Source organism: Emticicia sp. GW821-FHT11C11 (assembly GCF_058808615.1).
Window position 1 is genome coordinate 422,006 of record NZ_JBXARV010000001.1, and the last position, 20,105, is coordinate 442,110.

11 protein-coding genes are annotated in these 20,105 nt (G+C 42.3%); all 11 read left to right on the top strand.

Translation table 11 applies throughout. From position 1 onward, the window contains the following. Positions 1-311: 311 nt before the first annotated feature. The 11 genes from AC1RRY_RS01710 to AC1RRY_RS01760 all read left to right on the top strand — a co-directional run bounded on the left by AC1RRY_RS01710 (position 312) and on the right by AC1RRY_RS01760 (position 20,088). Positions 312-926 carry an RNA polymerase sigma factor gene (locus AC1RRY_RS01710; RefSeq protein ID WP_492818604.1) on the top strand — a complete coding sequence of 205 codons (615 nt, stop codon included), beginning with the start codon at positions 312-314 and terminating at the stop codon, positions 924-926. A 67-nt stretch (positions 927-993) separates the two neighbouring features. Then, positions 994-2,073, top strand: a complete 1,080-nt coding sequence (locus tag AC1RRY_RS01715) for a FecR family protein (RefSeq protein WP_492818602.1) — start codon at positions 994-996, stop codon at positions 2,071-2,073. 318 nt (positions 2,074-2,391) lie between these two features. Next, positions 2,392-5,700: a TonB-dependent receptor gene (locus AC1RRY_RS01720; RefSeq protein WP_492818600.1), complete on the top strand. Its 3,309-nt coding sequence runs from the start codon at positions 2,392-2,394 to the stop codon at positions 5,698-5,700. A gap of 20 nt (positions 5,701-5,720) precedes the next feature. After that, the gene (locus AC1RRY_RS01725; RefSeq protein WP_492818598.1) at positions 5,721-7,577 is read left to right on the top strand and encodes a RagB/SusD family nutrient uptake outer membrane protein; all 1,857 of its coding nucleotides are present in this window, start codon (positions 5,721-5,723) and stop codon (positions 7,575-7,577) included. A gap of 80 nt (positions 7,578-7,657) precedes the next feature. Further along, positions 7,658-9,028: a 3-keto-disaccharide hydrolase gene (locus AC1RRY_RS01730; RefSeq protein ID WP_492818596.1), complete on the top strand. Its 1,371-nt coding sequence runs from the start codon at positions 7,658-7,660 to the stop codon at positions 9,026-9,028. A 37-nt stretch (positions 9,029-9,065) separates the two neighbouring features. Beyond that, the gene (locus AC1RRY_RS01735; protein WP_492818594.1) at positions 9,066-10,772 is read left to right on the top strand and encodes a hypothetical protein; all 1,707 of its coding nucleotides are present in this window, start codon (positions 9,066-9,068) and stop codon (positions 10,770-10,772) included. Between the two features lie 23 nt (positions 10,773-10,795). Beyond that, the gene (locus tag AC1RRY_RS01740; RefSeq protein ID WP_492818592.1) at positions 10,796-12,802 is read left to right on the top strand and encodes an NPCBM/NEW2 domain-containing protein; all 2,007 of its coding nucleotides are present in this window, start codon (positions 10,796-10,798) and stop codon (positions 12,800-12,802) included. 13 nt (positions 12,803-12,815) lie between these two features. Then, entirely contained in the window at positions 12,816-14,834 is a 2,019-nt protein-coding gene (locus AC1RRY_RS01745) for an NPCBM/NEW2 domain-containing protein (protein ID WP_492818590.1), read from the top strand. A gap of 33 nt (positions 14,835-14,867) precedes the next feature. Beyond that, positions 14,868-16,415, top strand: coding sequence for a DUF8769 domain-containing protein (locus tag AC1RRY_RS01750; RefSeq protein ID WP_492818588.1), 1,548 nt, complete (start codon positions 14,868-14,870; stop codon positions 16,413-16,415). A 27-nt stretch (positions 16,416-16,442) separates the two neighbouring features. Further along, a complete protein-coding gene (locus AC1RRY_RS01755) occupies positions 16,443-17,768 on the top strand; it encodes a Gfo/Idh/MocA family protein (RefSeq protein ID WP_492818586.1) in 1,326 nt (441 codons plus the stop codon). A gap of 52 nt (positions 17,769-17,820) precedes the next feature. Next, a complete protein-coding gene (locus AC1RRY_RS01760) occupies positions 17,821-20,088 on the top strand; it encodes an alpha-L-rhamnosidase-related protein (RefSeq protein WP_492818584.1) in 2,268 nt (755 codons plus the stop codon). Positions 20,089-20,105 lie beyond the last annotated feature (17 nt).

A 20,105-nucleotide genomic window follows, 5' to 3' on the forward strand; every position in this document is an offset into this window, starting at 1 on the left:
AAAATGTTGAAGCAGGACTGAACGATGGTGTGGTATTAACCTCAGGTAATATGACAGAACATAAAATATAAGAAGAAGAAATTAAGATTAATCAGGCGATATTGTGCTTTACAACTATCTTATGAGTAAAATAAAAGAGTACCATTATAAAATGACTCCTTCATTCGTATCTAGGTATTCTTACTTAGTTATTCTATTTATCTTGGTTTTTAATACTTTTGCCTACACATTGTCAACTTGTAAGTGATTATTGTAAAAATAGTTTTTTATTTGTATCGCTAAGGTTTATATAACCCTAATGCAAAGTCAGAATGGATTCCCAGGGATTAAATACAAATGCGTCACTCGACTCCCAACTTTGGCAACAGCTGAAGAGCGGTAGTGAATTGGCATTGGGTAAACTGATCAAGAAATACTTTAATCTTCTGCAAAACTATGGTTATAAGTTCATCCGGAACGAAGACTTTGTAAAAGATTGTGTGCAAGAAGTTTTTGTTGAAATCTGGAGCCGTCGAAATACCATTACGCAACCAGAGAGCGTCAGGGCTTACCTCTTAAGCTCTGTTCGGAAGAGAATACTCCGCGAAAGCGTTCGTCAGAAAATGAATCATGAATATGAAGTGGTTAATCTGGAAAATGACTCAAATTTTGTTGATTTTTCTCCTGAATTACAAATTATAAAAGATGAAAGCGAACAGGAAACCGTTAAAAAAGTATCCGGCGTCCTTAATGCATTACCAAAAAGACAACGGGAAGTGGTCTATCTGAAATATTATCAAAATATGGAACGTGACGAGATTGCCCAGATAATGGGTATCAATTCTCAGTCTGTTTCTAATCTTTTGCAAGTGGCATTCAATACAATCCGAGAAAATTGGGTAGGGCTTATCATAAGCTATTTGTTTCTATTGAATTTAATCCTGTAAAAAAAAATTAATAAAAACAGTATTTTATAACTGCCGTTGGCATCCTACTTAATATACCTTATTACAGATGAAATTAAACTATCATTACTATAACCTAGAAGACTTCTGTCAGGATGAATCATTCCGGCAATGGGTTCTTGATCCGGACCCACCGAGTGAATCATTCTGGAATAATTGGATTGAACAAAATCCTGAATCTGCTGAAAAAATTAATTCTGCCCGGGCTTTTTTATTGGCTCTCCATGAAAAGAGCATAGCCTTGTCTGATGACGAACTGACTGCTATCACTAATAAGATTACCAAAGAAAATGTGGTTAAAATGCCAATCTGGCAAAGCCAGATTTTCAGAATTGCGGCGTCTATCGCCGTTATTTTAGCAATTAGTCTTGTTGGCTTTAAGTTTTATTCAGATAAAAGCAAAATGGCTTTTTTTGAAAGGATTTCTCCTAACCTGAGTTCCAATTTTATTGAGACCGAGAACTACGACACGCAAATCAAAACAATAACGCTGGAAGACAGCAGTATTATCACACTTTATCCGAAAAGTAAAATCAGGTATCCGAAACAATTTTCGACCGAAACCAGAGAAGTATATCTGGAAGGGCAGGCGTTTTTCAACATAGCCAAAAATCCCAAACGGCCGTTCTGGGTTTATACCAATTATATATCTACGCAGGTTTTAGGAACCAGCTTTATGGTTAAAGCATTTGACGACGAAAAGAATATTAAAGTAGAAGTTCATTCTGGAAAAGTCTCTGTGTATCGTCATGAAGACCTTGAAAAAGCCAAACTGCAGAAAAAGAATGAACTGGCCGGAATTATCCTAACGCCTAATCAGTCGATAGAATATTCTATTTCAGACGCCCGCTTACTCAAATCAATCAGTAAGCAGCCGGAGATACTCGTTAATGCCCCCCTTGAAAATTTTGTATTTGAGGAAGCGCCCATTTCAAAAGTTTTTGCTCAACTTGAAAAAGCCTACGGTATCCATATTATCTATGATGAAAAAAACATGGAGAACTGTTACCTGACTGCCTCTTTTGCTGACGAATCTCTTTATGAGAAATTGAATCTGATTTGCAAGGTTACTCATTCTACTTATGAAATAGTTGATGCTCAAATAGTTATACACAGCAGTGGTTGTTAAAACGCATCTTTTTTGCACTATTTCAAATTTTTTTTTAATAAAAACAAGTATCTGCAATATTTCTCTGCCATCCATAGGTAAAACCACAATTATCTATGGATGGAACCTTAACCCTCACTACCTGCCCACCCGCAGTTTTTGAATTTTCATTAAACTATGTCATGTCTGTACCGCTATTAATCCATAGCGGATAAAAGCTTATTGGTCTATTACTAAATAAAATATTCCAATATATTCTTTGATAAAAAACATATTAACCCTAAATTTTATCTCATTCTGATGAAAGAGTATTTCTCCCCCCTATTTTTAAAGAAACTTATGAGGGTTTCATTTATACAAGTACTATTGAGCCTGATTGGACTAGGCATTTCTTACGCTCACAAGGTTGAGGGGCAAGAAGTTCTTGAAAAAAGGATAAGCATCAAGTCCACTAACGACAACTTGAAATCTATGCTCAATTCTATTGAGCATAATGCCAGTGTGAAGTTCGTTTACAATCCGAGAGAGATAAATATCTCGCAAAAAATTTCTTTTGAAGCACAAAACGAAACCCTGAAGTCAGTTTTAGGGAAAATTTGTAAGCCGCTGCAAATTTCGTATGAAGTGAAAGGCAAGCAGATATTGCTTTACAGAGAAATGGTGGGCCTGATAAAAGAACCTGTGCAGGTTGTACCCGGGAGCAGTGATGTGGAAGAAGAAAAACCATTGCAGATTATTACCGGAAAAGTTACAGACGAAAAAGGTGAGGGTATCCCCGGAGTAAGTGTGGTCGTTAAAGGAACCAATAAAGGGGTTACTACTGATATACAGGGAGTTTTCCGCCTTGATGTCCCAAACGAATCAGCTATTCTGGTTTTCAGCTATGTAGGCTATATTACCCAGGAAACAGCGGTAGGCAACAAAACGATAATAGACATAAAGCTTGCACCTGATGATAAATCGCTTGATGAAGTAGTAGTGATAGGTTATGGTGAGCAGAAAAAGAGTGACTTAACAGGAGCTGTTGCTTCTATGCAAAGCAAAGATATTATACGTGGAAACCCTGTTCTGGCGTCAAAAGCACTGCAAGGCCAGGTTGCTGGGGCTACTGTTACAAAAGCAGATAACAGACCGGGTAGCTCTTACAATATTACCATCAGAGGTGAAAATACCATCAACAACTCAACCGCACCGCTGGTTGTAATTGATGGATTAATGGGTGGTGATATCAACAACCTGAACCCGAACGACATCCAATCGATGGACGTATTGAAAGACGCCTCATCTACAGCTATTTATGGTGCTAGAGGAGCAAACGGAGTTGTTATTATCACTACCAAAAAGGGTTTATCAGGCAAGCCGCGGGTTAGTTACGACAGCTACGTGGGTGTAAAAATACCTGCCCATTTGCCTGAATTGATGAATAGCGAACAGTTTTACAAAGCAACCTATACCGACCGTATTCTGGAAGGTGCTGCCGAAGCTAAATTTACCACTATTGAGTTAGATAATATAAAAAACGGCCGCTCAACCGACTGGGTTGACTTAGTTACTAAACCGGGTGTTCAGACCAACCAAAGTTTAAGTGTGTCTGGTGGTAATGAAAAAACTACTTACCGTTTTTCGGGCGGATTTCTTAATGAAGACGGTAACGTACTTAGCACCAATTTCAAAAGATATAACCTGAATGCCGGTCTTGACAGCAAATTAGGCGATCACTTTAAAGTTGGGTTTACTTCTTATGCTACTTATTCAATCCAGAATCTGGGTTCTCAGGAGTCATTAAGAGGAGCGTATCGTGCCAGACCTACCGGTGTTGCCTATTACAAAGATTTACCCAACCCATCTGAAAACCAGGACGTTGATGTGAATGGTTTAGCATTCTGGATGGGTATTAACGATAAACAAGTACCTAATCCGTTGAGCGATGTTGACCCTAACCAGTCGAAACTACAGACAAAGGTTTCAAATATCATGGCTAATGGGTATGTGGAGTACTCGCCGATTAAAGGGCTGAGCATTCGCTCGTCACTGTCTTCTACTTATAGTACAACCCAACTCGGAGACTACAGAGGGGCCTGGTCTAAGTCGCAGATTGGTGCCAAACCAAGAACCCAATTAGATACCCGTACCTTGGGAAGCTACACCCTCGACAACATCATTAACTATAATCTGGAGTTAGGTCGACACAAAATCAATTTAACAGGTCTTCAAAGTGCGTTCTATCAACGTAACGAAACCTCATCAATTGCTGTAAAAGATTTGCCTTTTGAGTCTGAATGGTATGCTATCAATACCGGAACCATTACGGCGTTCAGCAGTTCTTTAATTGAGCGTACGTTATCATCTTATATGGGACGCATCAACTATACGTTCAGAGATAAATACCTCTTGACGGTTACAGGGCGTTCAGATGGTGCTTCTCAATTAGCTGCGGGTAACAAATGGGCGTTTTTCCCTTCTGTAGCCGTAGCCTGGAGATTAATTGACGAATCATTCGTTCAGAATGTAAAAGCACTTTCAAACCTGAAATTAAGAGTAAGCTATGGCGAAGTAGGTAACTCAACCGTAAACCCATATAGCACACAGGCAGGGCTTTTAAATACAGGCTATGATTTTGACGGTACGGCTGCTTATGGCTTTGCACCCGCAAACCTTGGCAATAAGGATTTACGTTGGGAAAGAAGTAAAGAGCTTAACTTCGGTTTAGACTTTGGCTTGTTCAGAAACCGTATTTCAGGAACTGTGGAAGTATATGACAGAAAAACGGAGGATTTGATTCTGAGCCAGAAAATACCAACTACTTCAGGATTCTCACAGGTAGTGTCAAACGTAGGTAAGATTCAGAACAAAGGTGTTGAAATACTACTAAACACAGTAAATGTTGCTACTCCTGACTTCAGCTGGAACACTACTCTGACTTTCACCAAAAATAATAACAAGCTTCTTGAATTGTATGGCAACGGGCAATTGGCCGATAAAGGAAACAACCTTTTTGTGGGTTACCCTATCAGAGCCAATTTCGACTATAAGTTTGATGGCATCTGGCAATTGGCAGATAAAGACCTGGCGGCAAAATATGGCCAGGTACCGGGCTCAGTACGTGTGGTTGACCAGAACAACGACGGTATCATTTCGTCAACCGAAGGGAAAGACGACCGGGTATATCTGGGCTCTGAATTACCCAATTTCATTATGGGTATGACCAACCGTTTCAAGTACAAAAACTTCGATTTATCATTCTTTGCCTATTACCGCAACGGAACATTGTATAACAACAAAACGCTTTCAGGTACATTCGGAGAGATAGGAGCGCAGCGTTATAATAAACTGGCCAATCTTGATTACTGGACGAGCGAGAACCCATCTAATACCTACTTTGGAGTTGCTGCGGCAAACCCTTATCGTAGCGCTATCAATTATCAGGATGCCAGCTTCTTAAGAATCTCGGACATTACTTTAGGATATAACATACCTAAAAACCTGATGGAGAAATGGAGATTCTACAATGCAAGAGTATATACACAGATAATTAACCCGATTATCGTTTCAAAATTTGTTGGATTTGACCCTGAATTCAATTCAGCAATTTATCAGGATGACGTTCCGTCAATGACAATCAGCCTGGGGGTTAATCTTAGTTTCTAATTTATTTTAATTGAAAGACAATGAAATCTATATATTCTAAAACAAAATTTTTACTCGTTACAGGTCTGTTACTTGTTTCGATGAGTTGTAAAGATTCTTTTCTTGATGAAAATCCTAAAACTACCCTTACCACCGATGTATACTATAAAACCGAAGCTGGTTTTGAAGATCTGGTAAGGGCGTGTTATCCGCTTTTGAGAAACATTCATCAGAGCAGAGTATTGGTTCTGAACGGTACAGACATCTTTTCTGCTCAGGGTGGTTGGAATCCCTCAGCAGTAAACGGCAAAGAAAATCCGCCTAGTTTATATGATGTATACGATGCCCGTTTTAATGCTACTTTGCCTGAACTCCAATCTCTTTGGCAAATATTGTATGCAGAAATTGCTCGTACCAATACTGCCATTACCCGTTCTGAAGGTATAACTATGGTTCAGGCGCTGAAAGACACCAGAGTAGCTGAAGCGAAGTTCCTGAGAGCCTTGTGTTTCTTTTATGCTGTTCAGCAATGGGGTGATATCCCGATGCCTTTGAGTGAAATCAAAACTCCGCAAAAAGATTTTCCAAGAGTGGCGTCGGCCGAGGTTTACAAACAGATTATTTCAGATTTGCTTGATTGTGAAGCAAAATTACCCGTAACAGCATCAAATTATGGCCGTATAACCAAAGGAACGGTGCAGTTCTTGTTGGCAAGGGTGTATCTTACCAGAGGCTGGAACTTCAATAATTCGTTGGGTGGCTCAAATGCAGATTTTGATTCGGCGCTACAATATGCCGACAAAATAATTGATGCGTATCCTTTAGCGGCCAATTATAAAGATTTGTTCCCGAAAAGATCAGACAACCCGTTGACTCAGTATACAGGCGCTCAGAATGATAAAAATGCAGAGATTATTTTTGCGGTTCAATACAATTCAGATGTTTTAACCAACAAAACAGATCCTGCTTTTACACAGGATGTAGCCGGTGGGAACGATTTACACTCGAAATTCGGGCCAAGTGGTGAAGGATTCATAGGCAGTAAAGGACGTACAAGTGATTATAACCGTTCGCAGGGTATTCATCAAATCAACACGGCCACTTATCGCCTTTTTGATCCTGAAAATGATACGCGTTATGCACATAACTTTGTAAGTGTAGGCTACGCGCTTTCTGCCGTAAAAGATTACAAACCGCTTCCATTAAGTAACGCAAATTTAAAAATTAACTATGCCGTAGGAGATACAGTGTTAGTTAACCGGCCATGGAACAATCCAACTAAAACGACGGCTGAAAGAGGTGTTGACTTAGGTGGAACCAAAAATTACGCCGTTGTGAATACTGATGAATATGGTGGGGGGTATCCGATAGATAACTCGGGGCTTAACATCCAGGCGCCACTTATGTGGAAATTCTGGCAGCCGGGTATTCCTTATGGAGATGCATTCGGTACTTTCAATGAGTGTATTTTCAGAGCAGCAGAAGCCTATCTGATTGCAGCTGAGGCCATTGTAAAAGGTGCCAAAGGCGGAAAACTGGGTACAGCAGATGTTTACTACAATAAGGTTCTTGACCGTGCGCTGGGCACTAAAAAAGGAACTGACCCTAAATGTGCTGCAGCACCTGAAAACCAGAAATCGCTGGAAGTTGTTTCATACCGCGCCACTGCTTCAAATGTCACCATCGACCTGATTCTGGATGAAAGAGCCCGCGAACTGATGGGTGAATATAACCGCTGGTTTGATTTGAAAAGAACCGGCAAACTGGTTGAGCGTGTAAAAAAATACAACCCTTGGGTAAAAGGTCAGTCAATCACCGACAAGCATAATTTAAGACCGATTCCTCAATCTGAAATAGACCTTTCTTTCCCTAAAATACCACAAAACGCGGGTTATTAATAATCCCGGAGTTGCTTGAGAGAGAAGAGAGTATTGTTCTCTTCTCTCTTAAAAGCAGCCATCTATTCAACCTAACCACTATGAAGAATATATTTAAACCGGCGTTTCTGGGAATGCTCCTGCTGAGTTTTGTTTCAAATGCGCAGTGGAAAGACCTTTTCAACGGAACAGATCTGAAAGGCTGGGTGAAGCGTAATGGAAATGCCGAATACAGAATTGAAAATAAAACCATCATCGGGATATCCCGCCTGAACACCCCTAACACTTTTCTTTGCACAGAAGCCTTATACGGAGATTTTGTGCTGGAACTAGACGTAAAAGTAGATATTGGCCTCAATTCAGGCATTCAGATTCGAAGCATCAGTGATCCTAGCATCATGAATGGACGCGTGCATGGCTATCAGGTTGAAATTGATCCTGCTCCTCGTGCCTGGAGCGGCGGCATTTATGACGAAGCAAGAAATGGCTGGTTATACCCGCTTTCAATTAACCCGCAGGGGCAGAAAGCTTTCAGAAACGGGCAATGGAACAAATACCATATTGAAGCCATCGGCTCAAGTATCAAAACCTGGATAAACGGTATTCCTTGTGCCAATGTGCTTGACTCACAAACAGCCAGAGGTTTAATAGCGCTGCAGGTGCATCAGATTAAAAAACCGGAGCAGGAAGGCCTGACCGTGCAATGGAAGAATATCAGAATTGCAACCGAAAACCTGAAGGATATAGTTTGGAAAGGCGGCGAAGAAGCACCCGAAGTAAATTATATACCTAATCGACTTTCGGATAATGAGACCAGAAAAGGCTGGCGATTGCTATGGGATGGTAAAACAACGGCAGGTTGGAAACTGGCCAACGGTAGTTCTTTTCCTAAAGAGGGCTGGCGCATACAGGATGGCGCGCTAATAGTATCAGGCTCTAAAAAAGACAGTGTACGCAAAGGCGGAGACATAGAAACCGAGAAAGAGTTTTCGGATTTTGAATTAGAATTAGAGTTTATGCTCTCGAAAGGAGCCAATAGTGGATTAAAGTATTTTGTAGTAAATGACCCAAAAAGAAAAGAAGGTACAGGCTTGGGGCCGGAGTTCCAGATTCTAGACGATAACGTGCATCCTGATGCAAAAGCAGGGGTGAACGGGAACAGAACGACGGCCTCACTGTATGACCTTATAACAGCCGAAAACCTTTCGGAAGGAACTAAAGAAAAGCGTATGAACCCACCTGGCAAATGGAACAAACTAAAAATTGTATCCAGAGACGGGCACGTGGAGCACTGGCTGAATAATATTAAAGTGGTTGAGTATGACCGATATTCGCAAATATTCCGCAATCTGGTTGCCAAGAGTAAGTACAACACGTATACAAATTTTGCCCAGGCTTATGCCGGACATATTTTACTACAGGATCACGGAGATGAGGTGCATTTCAGAAGTATAAAAATCAGAGAATTCTGAGTGGATTAAACACCTCTCTTAAAAATGAAACTCAACCATGAATAGAAGAACATTTGTCAATACAGGTATCCTTTCAGTCTGTTCAATGCCTTTTCTGAAAATCAACACTTATCACACAGGTTTGGGTCAAAAGCCCGATTGGATTCTAGAATGGATAAAAATACATGACCGACAATTGCCGGGATTTAAAGCATTGAAAGTAGCCGATACCAGAAACAAATACTACGGCGGATATACTGATGATGTGGAGATACCTAATCCGCATACAACAAGTAGTTTTATTGTGAAAGCCTGTATGCTTATGTCTTGCCAGGAATCGGCATACTATCAGTCAAGAGAGGTTTTGCGGGAAGTAGAAGCCGCTGCTGCTGCTATGTTGAAGTTTCAGCACAGCGACGGAACGATCGATTTACTGGCAACTAATTTTCACTCAACACCGGATACGGCTTTTATATTGGAGAATATAGTTCCTGCCTATAAGTTTCTGAAACAATTGCAAACCAAAGGTGCTGAGAAGTCGCTGACTTTGTTGCAGACTTTTCTGAAAAATGCCGGTGAGGGTCTCATTGTTGGAGGTATTCATACACCTAATCACCGTTGGGTAGTTTCGGCAGCCCTAACAAAACTAAATGAACTTTTCCCTGATAAACGCTATACAAACCGGATTGACCAATGGCTGGCTGAACATATAGATATTGACCCTGACGGGCAGTATACTGAAAAAAGTACTAACAGTTATTCACCAATCGTAAACCGCTCGTTGATAATCATGGCGAGGGGTCTCGGCAAGCCAGAATTATTAGACTCCGTTCTGAAAAACCTGGAAATGACTCTCTATTATGTTCATCCAAATGGAGAAGTTGTTACTGAGGCCTCTAATCGCCAGGATAAAGGCACCGTGGGTAATATGTCTAAATATTACTACTGCTATCGCTTCATGGCCCTGCAAAAAAATAATGGCCAGATGGCAGCTATGTGCCGGCAAATTGAAAAGACCAGTACCAAAGAGCAACTGGCAATCTATCTGGATTATTTTCTGGAAGATCCTGCTCTATGGCAGACATTACCCGCCGATAAACCTTTGCCGGTAAGCTACGCCAAAGCGTTTCCGTATTCGGGAGTGGTGAGAATCAGACGAGGCAATTGGGATACTACCATTTTATCCAATAATCCCGGCTGGCTCACCTTTCATAAAGGCAATGCCGTTTTGCAAGCCATGCGGGTAGCTGCTTCCTTTTTTGGGAAAGGTCAGTTTCAGTCTGAAAAGATTGAACAGGAAGGTAATACCTGGGTATTGAAAAAACATCTTGAGGGGCCTTACTATCAACCGCTTGATAAAGACAAAATATCGCCCGATGGCGATCTGGATAAAATGCCCCGGACACTCCGCAAGCAAAGCGAAGTTCAGGAGCTAAACACAACCGTAAAAATTCACGAAACTGACAATGGTATTGAGATAGAAATAAACATGGCCGGTACGGAAGGCGTACCGGTCTCATGTGAATTGATTTTCAGACCGGGAGGCACATTCGCCGGTGTAACCAATCATCCAACCAACGCGAAAGCATTCCTTTTCTCAGGCCAAAGCGGTTCTTATACTGCAGGCGGTGATACACTACATTTTTCTTCGGGTAGAATAGAGCATAAGGGTATTCAGTTGCGAGGCGCACTGCCTGCATCAGATTCTCCGACGGTGTACCTGACAGGTTTCACCCCTTTTAAACATACCATCCGGTTATCGTAAAGTCCGGCTTCAAGATTTAACTCATGATAAACAAAACAGTAGCTTTGCTATGTGTGTTTGCTTTGCTGAACACCGGTGTTGTTGCACAAAATATAAAATCAGTCTGGCTGGACAACCTACCCATCAAATCTTATTCTGAGGGGATTCCGGCGGTATTGCCTAAAACCAATGCCGCAGGTGACTCTATGAAAATCAAAGGGGTTTTCTTCACGCATGGTGTAGGAGTCAATTCGACCAGCGTACTTGCGTTTCATCTGGCCGGTCACGCCACCGAGTTTTCTGCACTAGTTGGAGTAGACGACCGTGGAGTGAAAAAACTACCCCACAGATTTTATGTAATCGGTGATAAAAAAATTCTATTTGATAGTGGCGACATGCAATGGGGAGAGACTCCCAAAGCGATAAAAGTGAACGTAAGCGGTATTCAACAACTGGGGTTGTTGGTGCAGGTTGATATGGAAATCAACAGAACTTATGCTAACTGGGCTGATGCACAATTGTTGATGAAAGACGGTTTCTTGCCGCAAACCATTCCTAATAACCAGGAGAAATATATTTTGACCCCGCAGCCGGATAAAAAGCCGAGAATCAATTCTGCCGGATTATTTGGTGCCAGACCCGGGAATCCGTTTCTGTATACCATAGTCGCTACTGGTGAACGTGCTATCCATTTTTCGGCTCAGAACCTGCCGAAAGGGCTTTCGATAGATACCAAAACCGGAATTATATCAGGGAAAATCACCCGGAAAGGCAACTATAAAACTACACTAAAAGCCAGAAATGCACGGGGCGAAGCTCAGAAAGAACTCAGAATTGTGATTGGAGATACCATAGCTTTAACCCCACCCATCGGTTGGAATGGATGGAACTCATGGGCTAAAAACATTGATCAAGAGAAGGTAATAGCTTCTGCCGATGCGATGGTTAAAATGGGATTGAACCAACATGGATGGACGTATATCAATATTGATGATGCCTGGCAAGGGCAACGTGGGGGTACATTAAATGCCATTCAACCCAATGAGAAATTCCCTCAGTTTAAAAAAATGGTAGATTATATACATGATTTGGGTTTAAAAGCCGGTGTTTATTCTACGCCTATGATCACCAGTTATGCGGGCTACATAGGCGGGTCTTCTGACTATGAAAATGGCCGGATAACCGATTCAATCAAAGATAATAAGCGAGCATTCCGCTATATCGGTAAACATCGGTTCGAACAGAACGATGCTAAGCAAATGGCAGCCTGGGGTATTGATTATCTGAAATATGACTGGAGGATTGATGTTAATTCTGCCGAAAGGATGTCGGTTGCGTTAAAAAATTCGGGCAGAGATATTGTTTACAGTATCTCAAACTCGGCGCCTTTTGCGTATGCCAAAGACTGGGCGAGACTGACCAATACTTTCAGAACAGGGCCTGATATCCGCGATAGCTGGCTGAGCCTTTATCATTCAGCCTTTACTCTAGACAAATGGGCACCATTTGGCGGACGTGGGCATTGGCTCGACCCTGACATGATGATTCTGGGGAATGTTACTACCGGTTCTGCTTTGCACCCTACCAGGCTCACGCCAGATGAGCAGTACAGTCATGTCAGCCTTTTTAGTCTGTTATCAGCTCCTTTGCTTATCGGCTGTCCGATTGAACAACTGGATGCCTTCACTCTCAATTTATTGACTAATGATGAGGTAATAGAAGTCAATCAGGATCCACTGGGCAAACCCGCACGATTGGTAAAAGAGGAAAACGGGGTACAAATCTGGTTGAAACCGCTGGAAGACGGCTCTTATGCGGTCGGACTCTTCAATGTTGCACATTTTGGAGAAACCCCGCAATCGTACTTCCGGTGGGGAGACGAACAGAGTTTTCAATATCAATTTAATTTCAATGCGATAGGGCTGCAAGGCAAGTTCAGATTAAGAGATGTATGGCGTCAAAAAGATATAGGCTTGTTTGCTCAGTCTTTTCAAACAGAAATAAAACACCATGGGGTTGTGCTGTTAAGAATGTTCCCCCTAAACAAATAAAGACACCCTGATCATGAATTCAGTAAATAAGTACCTGACCATTGTTTTAATACTGTTGTCACTAGCCGCTTCTGCTCAAAACACAAAGGTAGTATGGTTTGATGATTTACTGATTCAAACGTACTCAGAGGGGATCCGACCCGTTGCGGCCAAGAAAAACTACACGGGCGATACCTTGCGTATCAATGGTAAAAAGTATGAGCGCGGGCTTGGGGCTCAATCTCCTTGTGTATTGGTATTTTCACTCAACGGGCAGGCCACGCGTTTTTCGGCTCTGGTAGGTGCAGATGATCTGGGCAATAAAGACATTCCCCTGACTTTTTATGTATTGGGCGATGGGAAAGTGCTTTTTGAAAGCAAACCTATGAGTATCGGGGATGCTGCTGTTAATGTGGATGTAAACCTGACAGGCATTAAACAATTAGGATTGCTGGTGATAGATAAAGTGGGCGGAATCAATAATAAAAGAACCTATTGCAATTGGATAAATGCCAGAATAGAAATGGCAGGCAATAATGTGCCGGAGCATGTAAATACCACCGACGAAAAGTATATATTAACGCCGCAACCATCAGCCAAACCCAGAATCAATTCTGCAAAATTGTTTGGTGCTACACCCGGGAATCCGTTTTTATATACCATTGCCGCTACCGGACAGAAACCCATCAGGTTCTCAGCCGTCAATTTACCTAAAGGGTTGACTCTTGATACCCGGACAGGCATTATTTCGGGACGGATAAACGAAAGAGGGACGTATAAAACAACACTGAAAGCCAGGAATGCATTAGGCGAAACCACCAAAGAACTGACCATCAAAATAGGTGATACCATTGCCTTAACACCACCTATCGGCTGGAATGGATGGAATGCGTGGGAAGCGCACATTGACAGAGAAAAGGTAATTGCGTCGGCTGAAGCTATGGTTAAAACCGGCCTGAAAGACCATGGCTGGTCTTATATCAACATTGACGACGCCTGGCAGGGAGAACGTGGCGGTTCTGAATATGCACTGCAGCCAAATAAGAAATTCCCTGATATCAAGGGGATGTTTGATTACATTCATTCACTGGGGCTGAAAGTGGGTTTGTATTCTACCCCCTATATTTCCAGCTACGGCGGTTATGTAGGGGCTTCTTCTGACTTTGAAAAAGGAGGCGAAACGCATGAGTCTATCATGGTTAACCGAAGGGCTTTCAACCGGATTGCAAAATACAGGTTTGAAGAGGTTGATGCCCGGCAAATGGCAGCATGGGGCGTTGATTTCCTAAAATACGACTGGCGGATTGATGTCAATTCAACAGAACGAATGGGCAATGCTCTGAAGAAATCAGGGCGTGACGTGGTGTTTAGTTTATCCAACAATGCGCCGTTCGAGAAAGTGACCGACTGGGTTCGTACATCTCATATGTATCGTACCGGCCCTGATATAAAAGATAGCTGGACCAGCCTGTACCTCACCTCTTTTTCACTTGATAAATGGTCGCCCTATACAGGGCATGGTCACTGGGCTGACCCGGACATGATGATTGTTGGCAAGGTTTCCATTGGGCCGGTGTTGCACGACACCCGCCTGACGCCCGATGAGCAATACAGCCACGTGAGCATGTTTAGTCTGCTGGCTGCTCCCTTATTGATAGGTTGCCCCATTGAGCAATTAGACGCATTCACACTGAATTTATTATCTAACGATGAAGTGATAGAAATCAATCAGGACCCTCTGGGGAAAGCTGCCCGATTGATTTTCAATGAAGACGGAATTGAGGTCTGGCAAAAGCCTCTGGAAGACGGCTCTTATGCCATTGGCTTGTTCAATACTGCCTATTTTGGTAAAACTCCGGCTTCCTATTTCCATTGGGGCAATGAAAAAGCCAAAGCGTTTACGCTTGATTTCAAAAAAATCGGATTACAGGGAAAATACCGGTTCCGTGATGTATGGCGACAAAAAGATTTAGGACAATTTACCGAATCTTTCGGAACCGAAATCCGCCATCATGGAGTGGTTCTGCTTCGGGCATATCCGGCAAAAAAATAAGGTGCGCCATTTTTAACCCTAACGTAAGACACTATGAGAAAAGAATTCATTATACTTATGCTGGTCGGGATACTGGGCTGTTGGCAAACAAAGGCTCAGAAGAATGGCAGTGTTTATACACATGCCTATGCTTATCCGACTTTATCGCCTTATACCAAAAAACTATTCGATACCTTTCTTGACAGCGAAATACCACAGGGAGTAAGTGTAGAATCGGTACTGACAGATAACACCAGTCTGCGCTCTAAAACCCGGACAGCCCAGGCACTATTATTCAGAAACGCAGCGGGCGATAAAGAGAAAGCCGCGGTGATTTTGCAGTGGATTCTCCGGAATCAGTATCAGGATGAAAACTCAAATCTTTATGGTATCTGGAAAACGGCTGTCTTAAACGACAGATTTGACCAGAACTGGCGGGAGTTCATCGGCTGTGACTTAATCATTATCCGTCAGAAATTCCAACATTTACTACCGGAGAAAGTCCTGAAAGACATTGATTCAGGGTTGATACACGCAGCCAAAGGCGCCTATAAAAGAAACGTAGGGGCAGACTACACCAATATTTCTATCATGAGTGCTTTTTTGATGGAATATGTAGGAACTGCTTTCGGGATAGAACACCTTAAAAAAGCTGGCATAACCAAAGCACATGCTATTTACAACTTGTACCAGCGTAACAAGACTTTCAGCGAATATAATTCTCCTACCTACTACGGTGTAACGCTCATCGGGATTGCCCTATGGCGGGAGTTGTCGTTTTCGGACGAGATGCGTTCAATGGCGCAAACCCTTGAAAGAGAGTTCTGGCAGGAAGTGGCTACTTTCTATAATCCCTATCTTAAGAATATGCCCGGGCCGCATTTCAGAGGCTATGGCATGGATATGACCAGATACTTTGCCATCACAGGAATCTGGATTGCTTTGGCTCTGGACAATGAAGCTCTTGCGCCCATACCTGTCACAATTGGCCCCAAGTATGGCGAAATGAGTAACCTCATACCTATTATGAGTATGGGTCTGGCTATTCCGAAAGAAGTATTAAAGTCGCTGAAAGCTGCGCCTAAAAACAGATTTATCACCCGCAATGTGCCAAATAATTACAAAGGAGACAGTATCAAAAGGGTAAGTACTGCCATCTATAAAGAGTGGATGATGGGCGGCTTATGGGGTAATAAAAGAGTATGGGAGCAGATAAAAGCAGGTACTATACACTGGAAAACCGGAAACGGTGACATCGGTTGGCTGGCTATTCTGGGAGACGGGCATACGAATGTAAAAACCACACAGACAGCTATGCTTGTTTATGCCAATACAATGAGCCCATATCAATTGGAAGTTTTAGTTTATGCACCCAATATGGAAAGGGAGAACTTCTCTCAACAAGTCTGGAATTTGTCAGGCATGCGGCTGAATATTAAAACCTTGCTTAACGTAACCCAAATTGAAAAAGTCGACAGTAAGGATACAGAGAAAAAATATGCTATTGCCGACGATGTTCCCTATTTCTACAAACTGGTGTATGAGGTTCCTGCAAGTCAGGACCTCAGCCAGCCTGTATTGGAAATAATACCCGAAAAATAATTCAATCCATTCTTTAATTGACAAAAAATGAGTTCTCGCAGAAATTTTATCAGAAACACTGCTACGGCAATCGGGGGTTTAGGATTAATGGAATTACTACCCTTAGAAGCGCTTGCATCGATTAGAAAAAAGGTTGCTCCAAGCGACAGAATCAATGTTGGTTTGATTGGTGTAAAAAATCAGGGATTCAATAATATCAGAGCTTTTCTGAAAATAAACGAAGTAAATCTTACCGCCATTTGTGATGTTGACGACGACCAACTGGCTAAACGTAAAGCTGATTTAAGCAAGGCGGGGTTTCCGAATCTTACCGTTTACAAAGATTACCGCAAAATGCTTGAAGACAAAAATCTGGATGCAGTCATTGTTGCAACTCCCGATCATTGGCATTGCCTGCAACTGGTTGACAGCCTTTCTGCCGGCAAGCATGTGTATGTCGAAAAACCGGTGGCCAATTCTATTGGTGAAGCCAAAGCTATGGTGCGCGCAGTAGAAGCGTCAGGCAAGGTGGTACAGGTAAATCAATGGCAAAGAAGCCAGAAACACTTTAAAGATGCCGTCGCCTTTGTGAAATCGGGTAAACTGGGCACCATTATTAATACCAAAACATGGATGTATCGAGGCACTCAACCGCTTCCCGTAGTAGCGAATAGCTCTGTACCTGCCGGAGTGGATTATGATATGTGGTTAGGGCCTGCAGCCAAACGCCCATTCAATGCCAATCGTTTTCATTACGAATTCCGTTGGTTCTGGGATTATGCCGGCGGGTTGATGTGCGACTGGGGTGTGCATCTGATTGACATTGTACTCTGGGGTATGGGTGTCAATGAGCCGCTTTCTGTGTCATCTGTCGGAGGAAAAAGACTTTTTCCCAATGATGCCCGTGAAACACCGGACTATATACATGTAACTTATGATTTCGGCAGTTTCTCAAATACCTGGGAACATTACATGGGCACCGGCGCAGGACAGTATGGCAGAGGACACGGCATTGCCTTTATAGGCACTAAAGGAACATTGGTAGTAACACGCACCGGCTGGGAAGTAATACCTGAAAGAGAAGGAAATGGATTCAGAATGGAAGGGGTGCCACTCATAGAAAAATCAGATAATGGTCTGGAACTTCATGCGCAGAACTTTATCGATGTAATTAAAAATGACAAACTCGACCAGTTGGCTTGTCCTATTCATGCCGGAGCAACAGTAGCCATCAATGCGCACATGGGCAATGTTTCGCTGCGAAGTGGAGACAGAATCCATTGGGACGCTGCCAAGGGGAAATTTGACAACAAAAAGGCAAATGCATTAATTAAACCGACCTACCATAATGGTTTTGTTTTTCCAAAAGTATAATTTCGGGCGTTAGAGGCCTGACTATGTTGTTCAAATTCAATTGTGCTGATTCATGAAAAAGTTTCTTTTGGTAGCGTTTTGTACTTTATTGTTTTTAGAATCAAAAAGCCAGAAGCCTTTCAGGTTGCGGTGTGATTTATTGCTGAATACTGATATGGTTTACCAAAGCGGCATTCAGACCAATGAATCACTGGCATCTGCAATCAACCAGAAGCAACGGTTTCAGTGGGCTTATATAAGTAACACAAAACCTCATTTTAATTGGGAAACAGACCTTTCAACGGGTCGGGTTGGGGCTTATAGAATACTGGTGGCGTCAGACGCACAAATGCTAAAGAACAACAAGGCTGACTTATGGGATTCTCAAAGGGTTAGTTCCTCTAAAAATAAGGCTGTATATACTGGTAAAGCTTTAGAGCCAGACAGAATTTATTATTGGAAAGTGCAGGTATGGGATACACAAGGCAGGGCTTCGGGCTTTTCGGAAACCTCGTCATTCTATCTTGATACACCCAATACCAAAGAGCCTTTTGCACATCAGCCTTTGACGGCTGAAATACAGCAACCGGTTCAAATAACAAAAACCGGTTCAGAATCTTTTTTTCTGGATTTTGGGAAAGATGCACTTGCACAGTTGACGTTACATCTGACAAGCCCCACAAGTGATTCTGTCTGGATTGAAGTGGGCGAAGCCATAGAGCGTCCTGCTGTTATTCATAAAAATCCCGGCAGAAATATACGTTATCTGAAAATTCCTCTTTTCGTTCAATCAGGTGCGCATACGTATACCATCCAATGGGAAACCAATGAAAAGCGAAATAGTCGTAACCCTGTGTTGATGCCCGATTACATGGGAGAAGTCTATCCTTTCAGATATGTAAGTATTCATAACTTTAAGGGCAGCCTCAACAAGGAATCCGTCAAAAGAAAGATCGTGTTTTATCCGTTTGATGAAAACGCTTCTCATTTTGTATCCAGCGATTCCGTACTGAATCAGGTATGGGATTTGTGCAAGTATTCTATGAAAGCCACCAGCTTTACCGGATATTATGTGGACGGCGACCGCGAGCGGATTCCCTATGAAGCCGATGCACTCATCAATCAGTTGTCTCATTATGCAGTAGATGCCGAATACAGTATCGGCCGTCGCTCTTTGAATTACCTGATTTATCACCCTACATGGCCCACCGAGTGGAGTTTGCAGAATGTGCTCATTGCATGGAATGACTATGAGTATACCGGAAATGTTGAATTATTAAAGAAGTACTATGGTGACTTACAAAACAAAATACTGATGCCACTGGCCGGTAAAGGAGGGCTGATAAGCACCAGAACCAATAAGCAAACGGATGAGTTTCTGAAAACCATTTATATTACCAAGACTTTTGATAACCGGCGTGGCCTGCACGACAATGTAGACTGGCCCCAAACCGGCGATTACATAGGTAATGAAAAAGAGTATAAGGGAGAAACAGACGGCTTTGTTTATAACACTTACAACTCGGTTATTAATGCTTATTATTACCGAAACCTGGTCTTGATGCAAAAAATAGCACGTGTTTTAGGTAAAGCAGAAGATGAGAAAATGTACGCAGTTAAAGGCAGAGAAGTGTATGAATCTTTTCTTCAGACCTTTCAGGATCCAAAAACAGGTTTGATTAAAGACGGAGATAGCACCAACCATACATCCTTACATGCCAATATGTTTGCATTGGCCTTTGGGTTAATACCCGAGAAAGATGTCAGCAGGGTAATTCAGTTTATCAAAAGCAGAAAAATGGCCTGTAGTGTGTATGGGTCTCAGTTTCTGATGGATGCGTTATATGAAGCGGGCGAAGCAGAATATGGGCTTGAATTGCTTTCATCCACCGCCCAAAGAAGCTGGTATAATATGATCAGGGTCGGTTCAACCATAACCTTGGAGGCATGGGACAAAGTATATAAAAACAACCTCGATTGGAACCATGCATGGGGCGCGGTACCTGCCAATATCATCGTCAGGAAACTGATGGGCGTTGAACCGGTAAGTCCGGGCTTTGAAATTTTTCAGATTAAACCCCAATTAGGTAGTCTGGCTTCTGCTAATCTCAAAACGCCAACCATCAAAGGCCCTGTATCAGTGTCGTTTAATAGAACCAATAATGTCACAACCATGCAAGTGATAGTGCCGGGAGGCACTCAGGCTAATATATATGTTCCTGCTGATACAAAAAGAACGCGTTTAACTATCAATGGACAGCACAGCAATATTAAACCACAAAACGGCTATTATTATCTGCCCGATACCAAGCCGGGTAATTACACATTTGAATTAAAGTAGCAACCTGAATATAAACT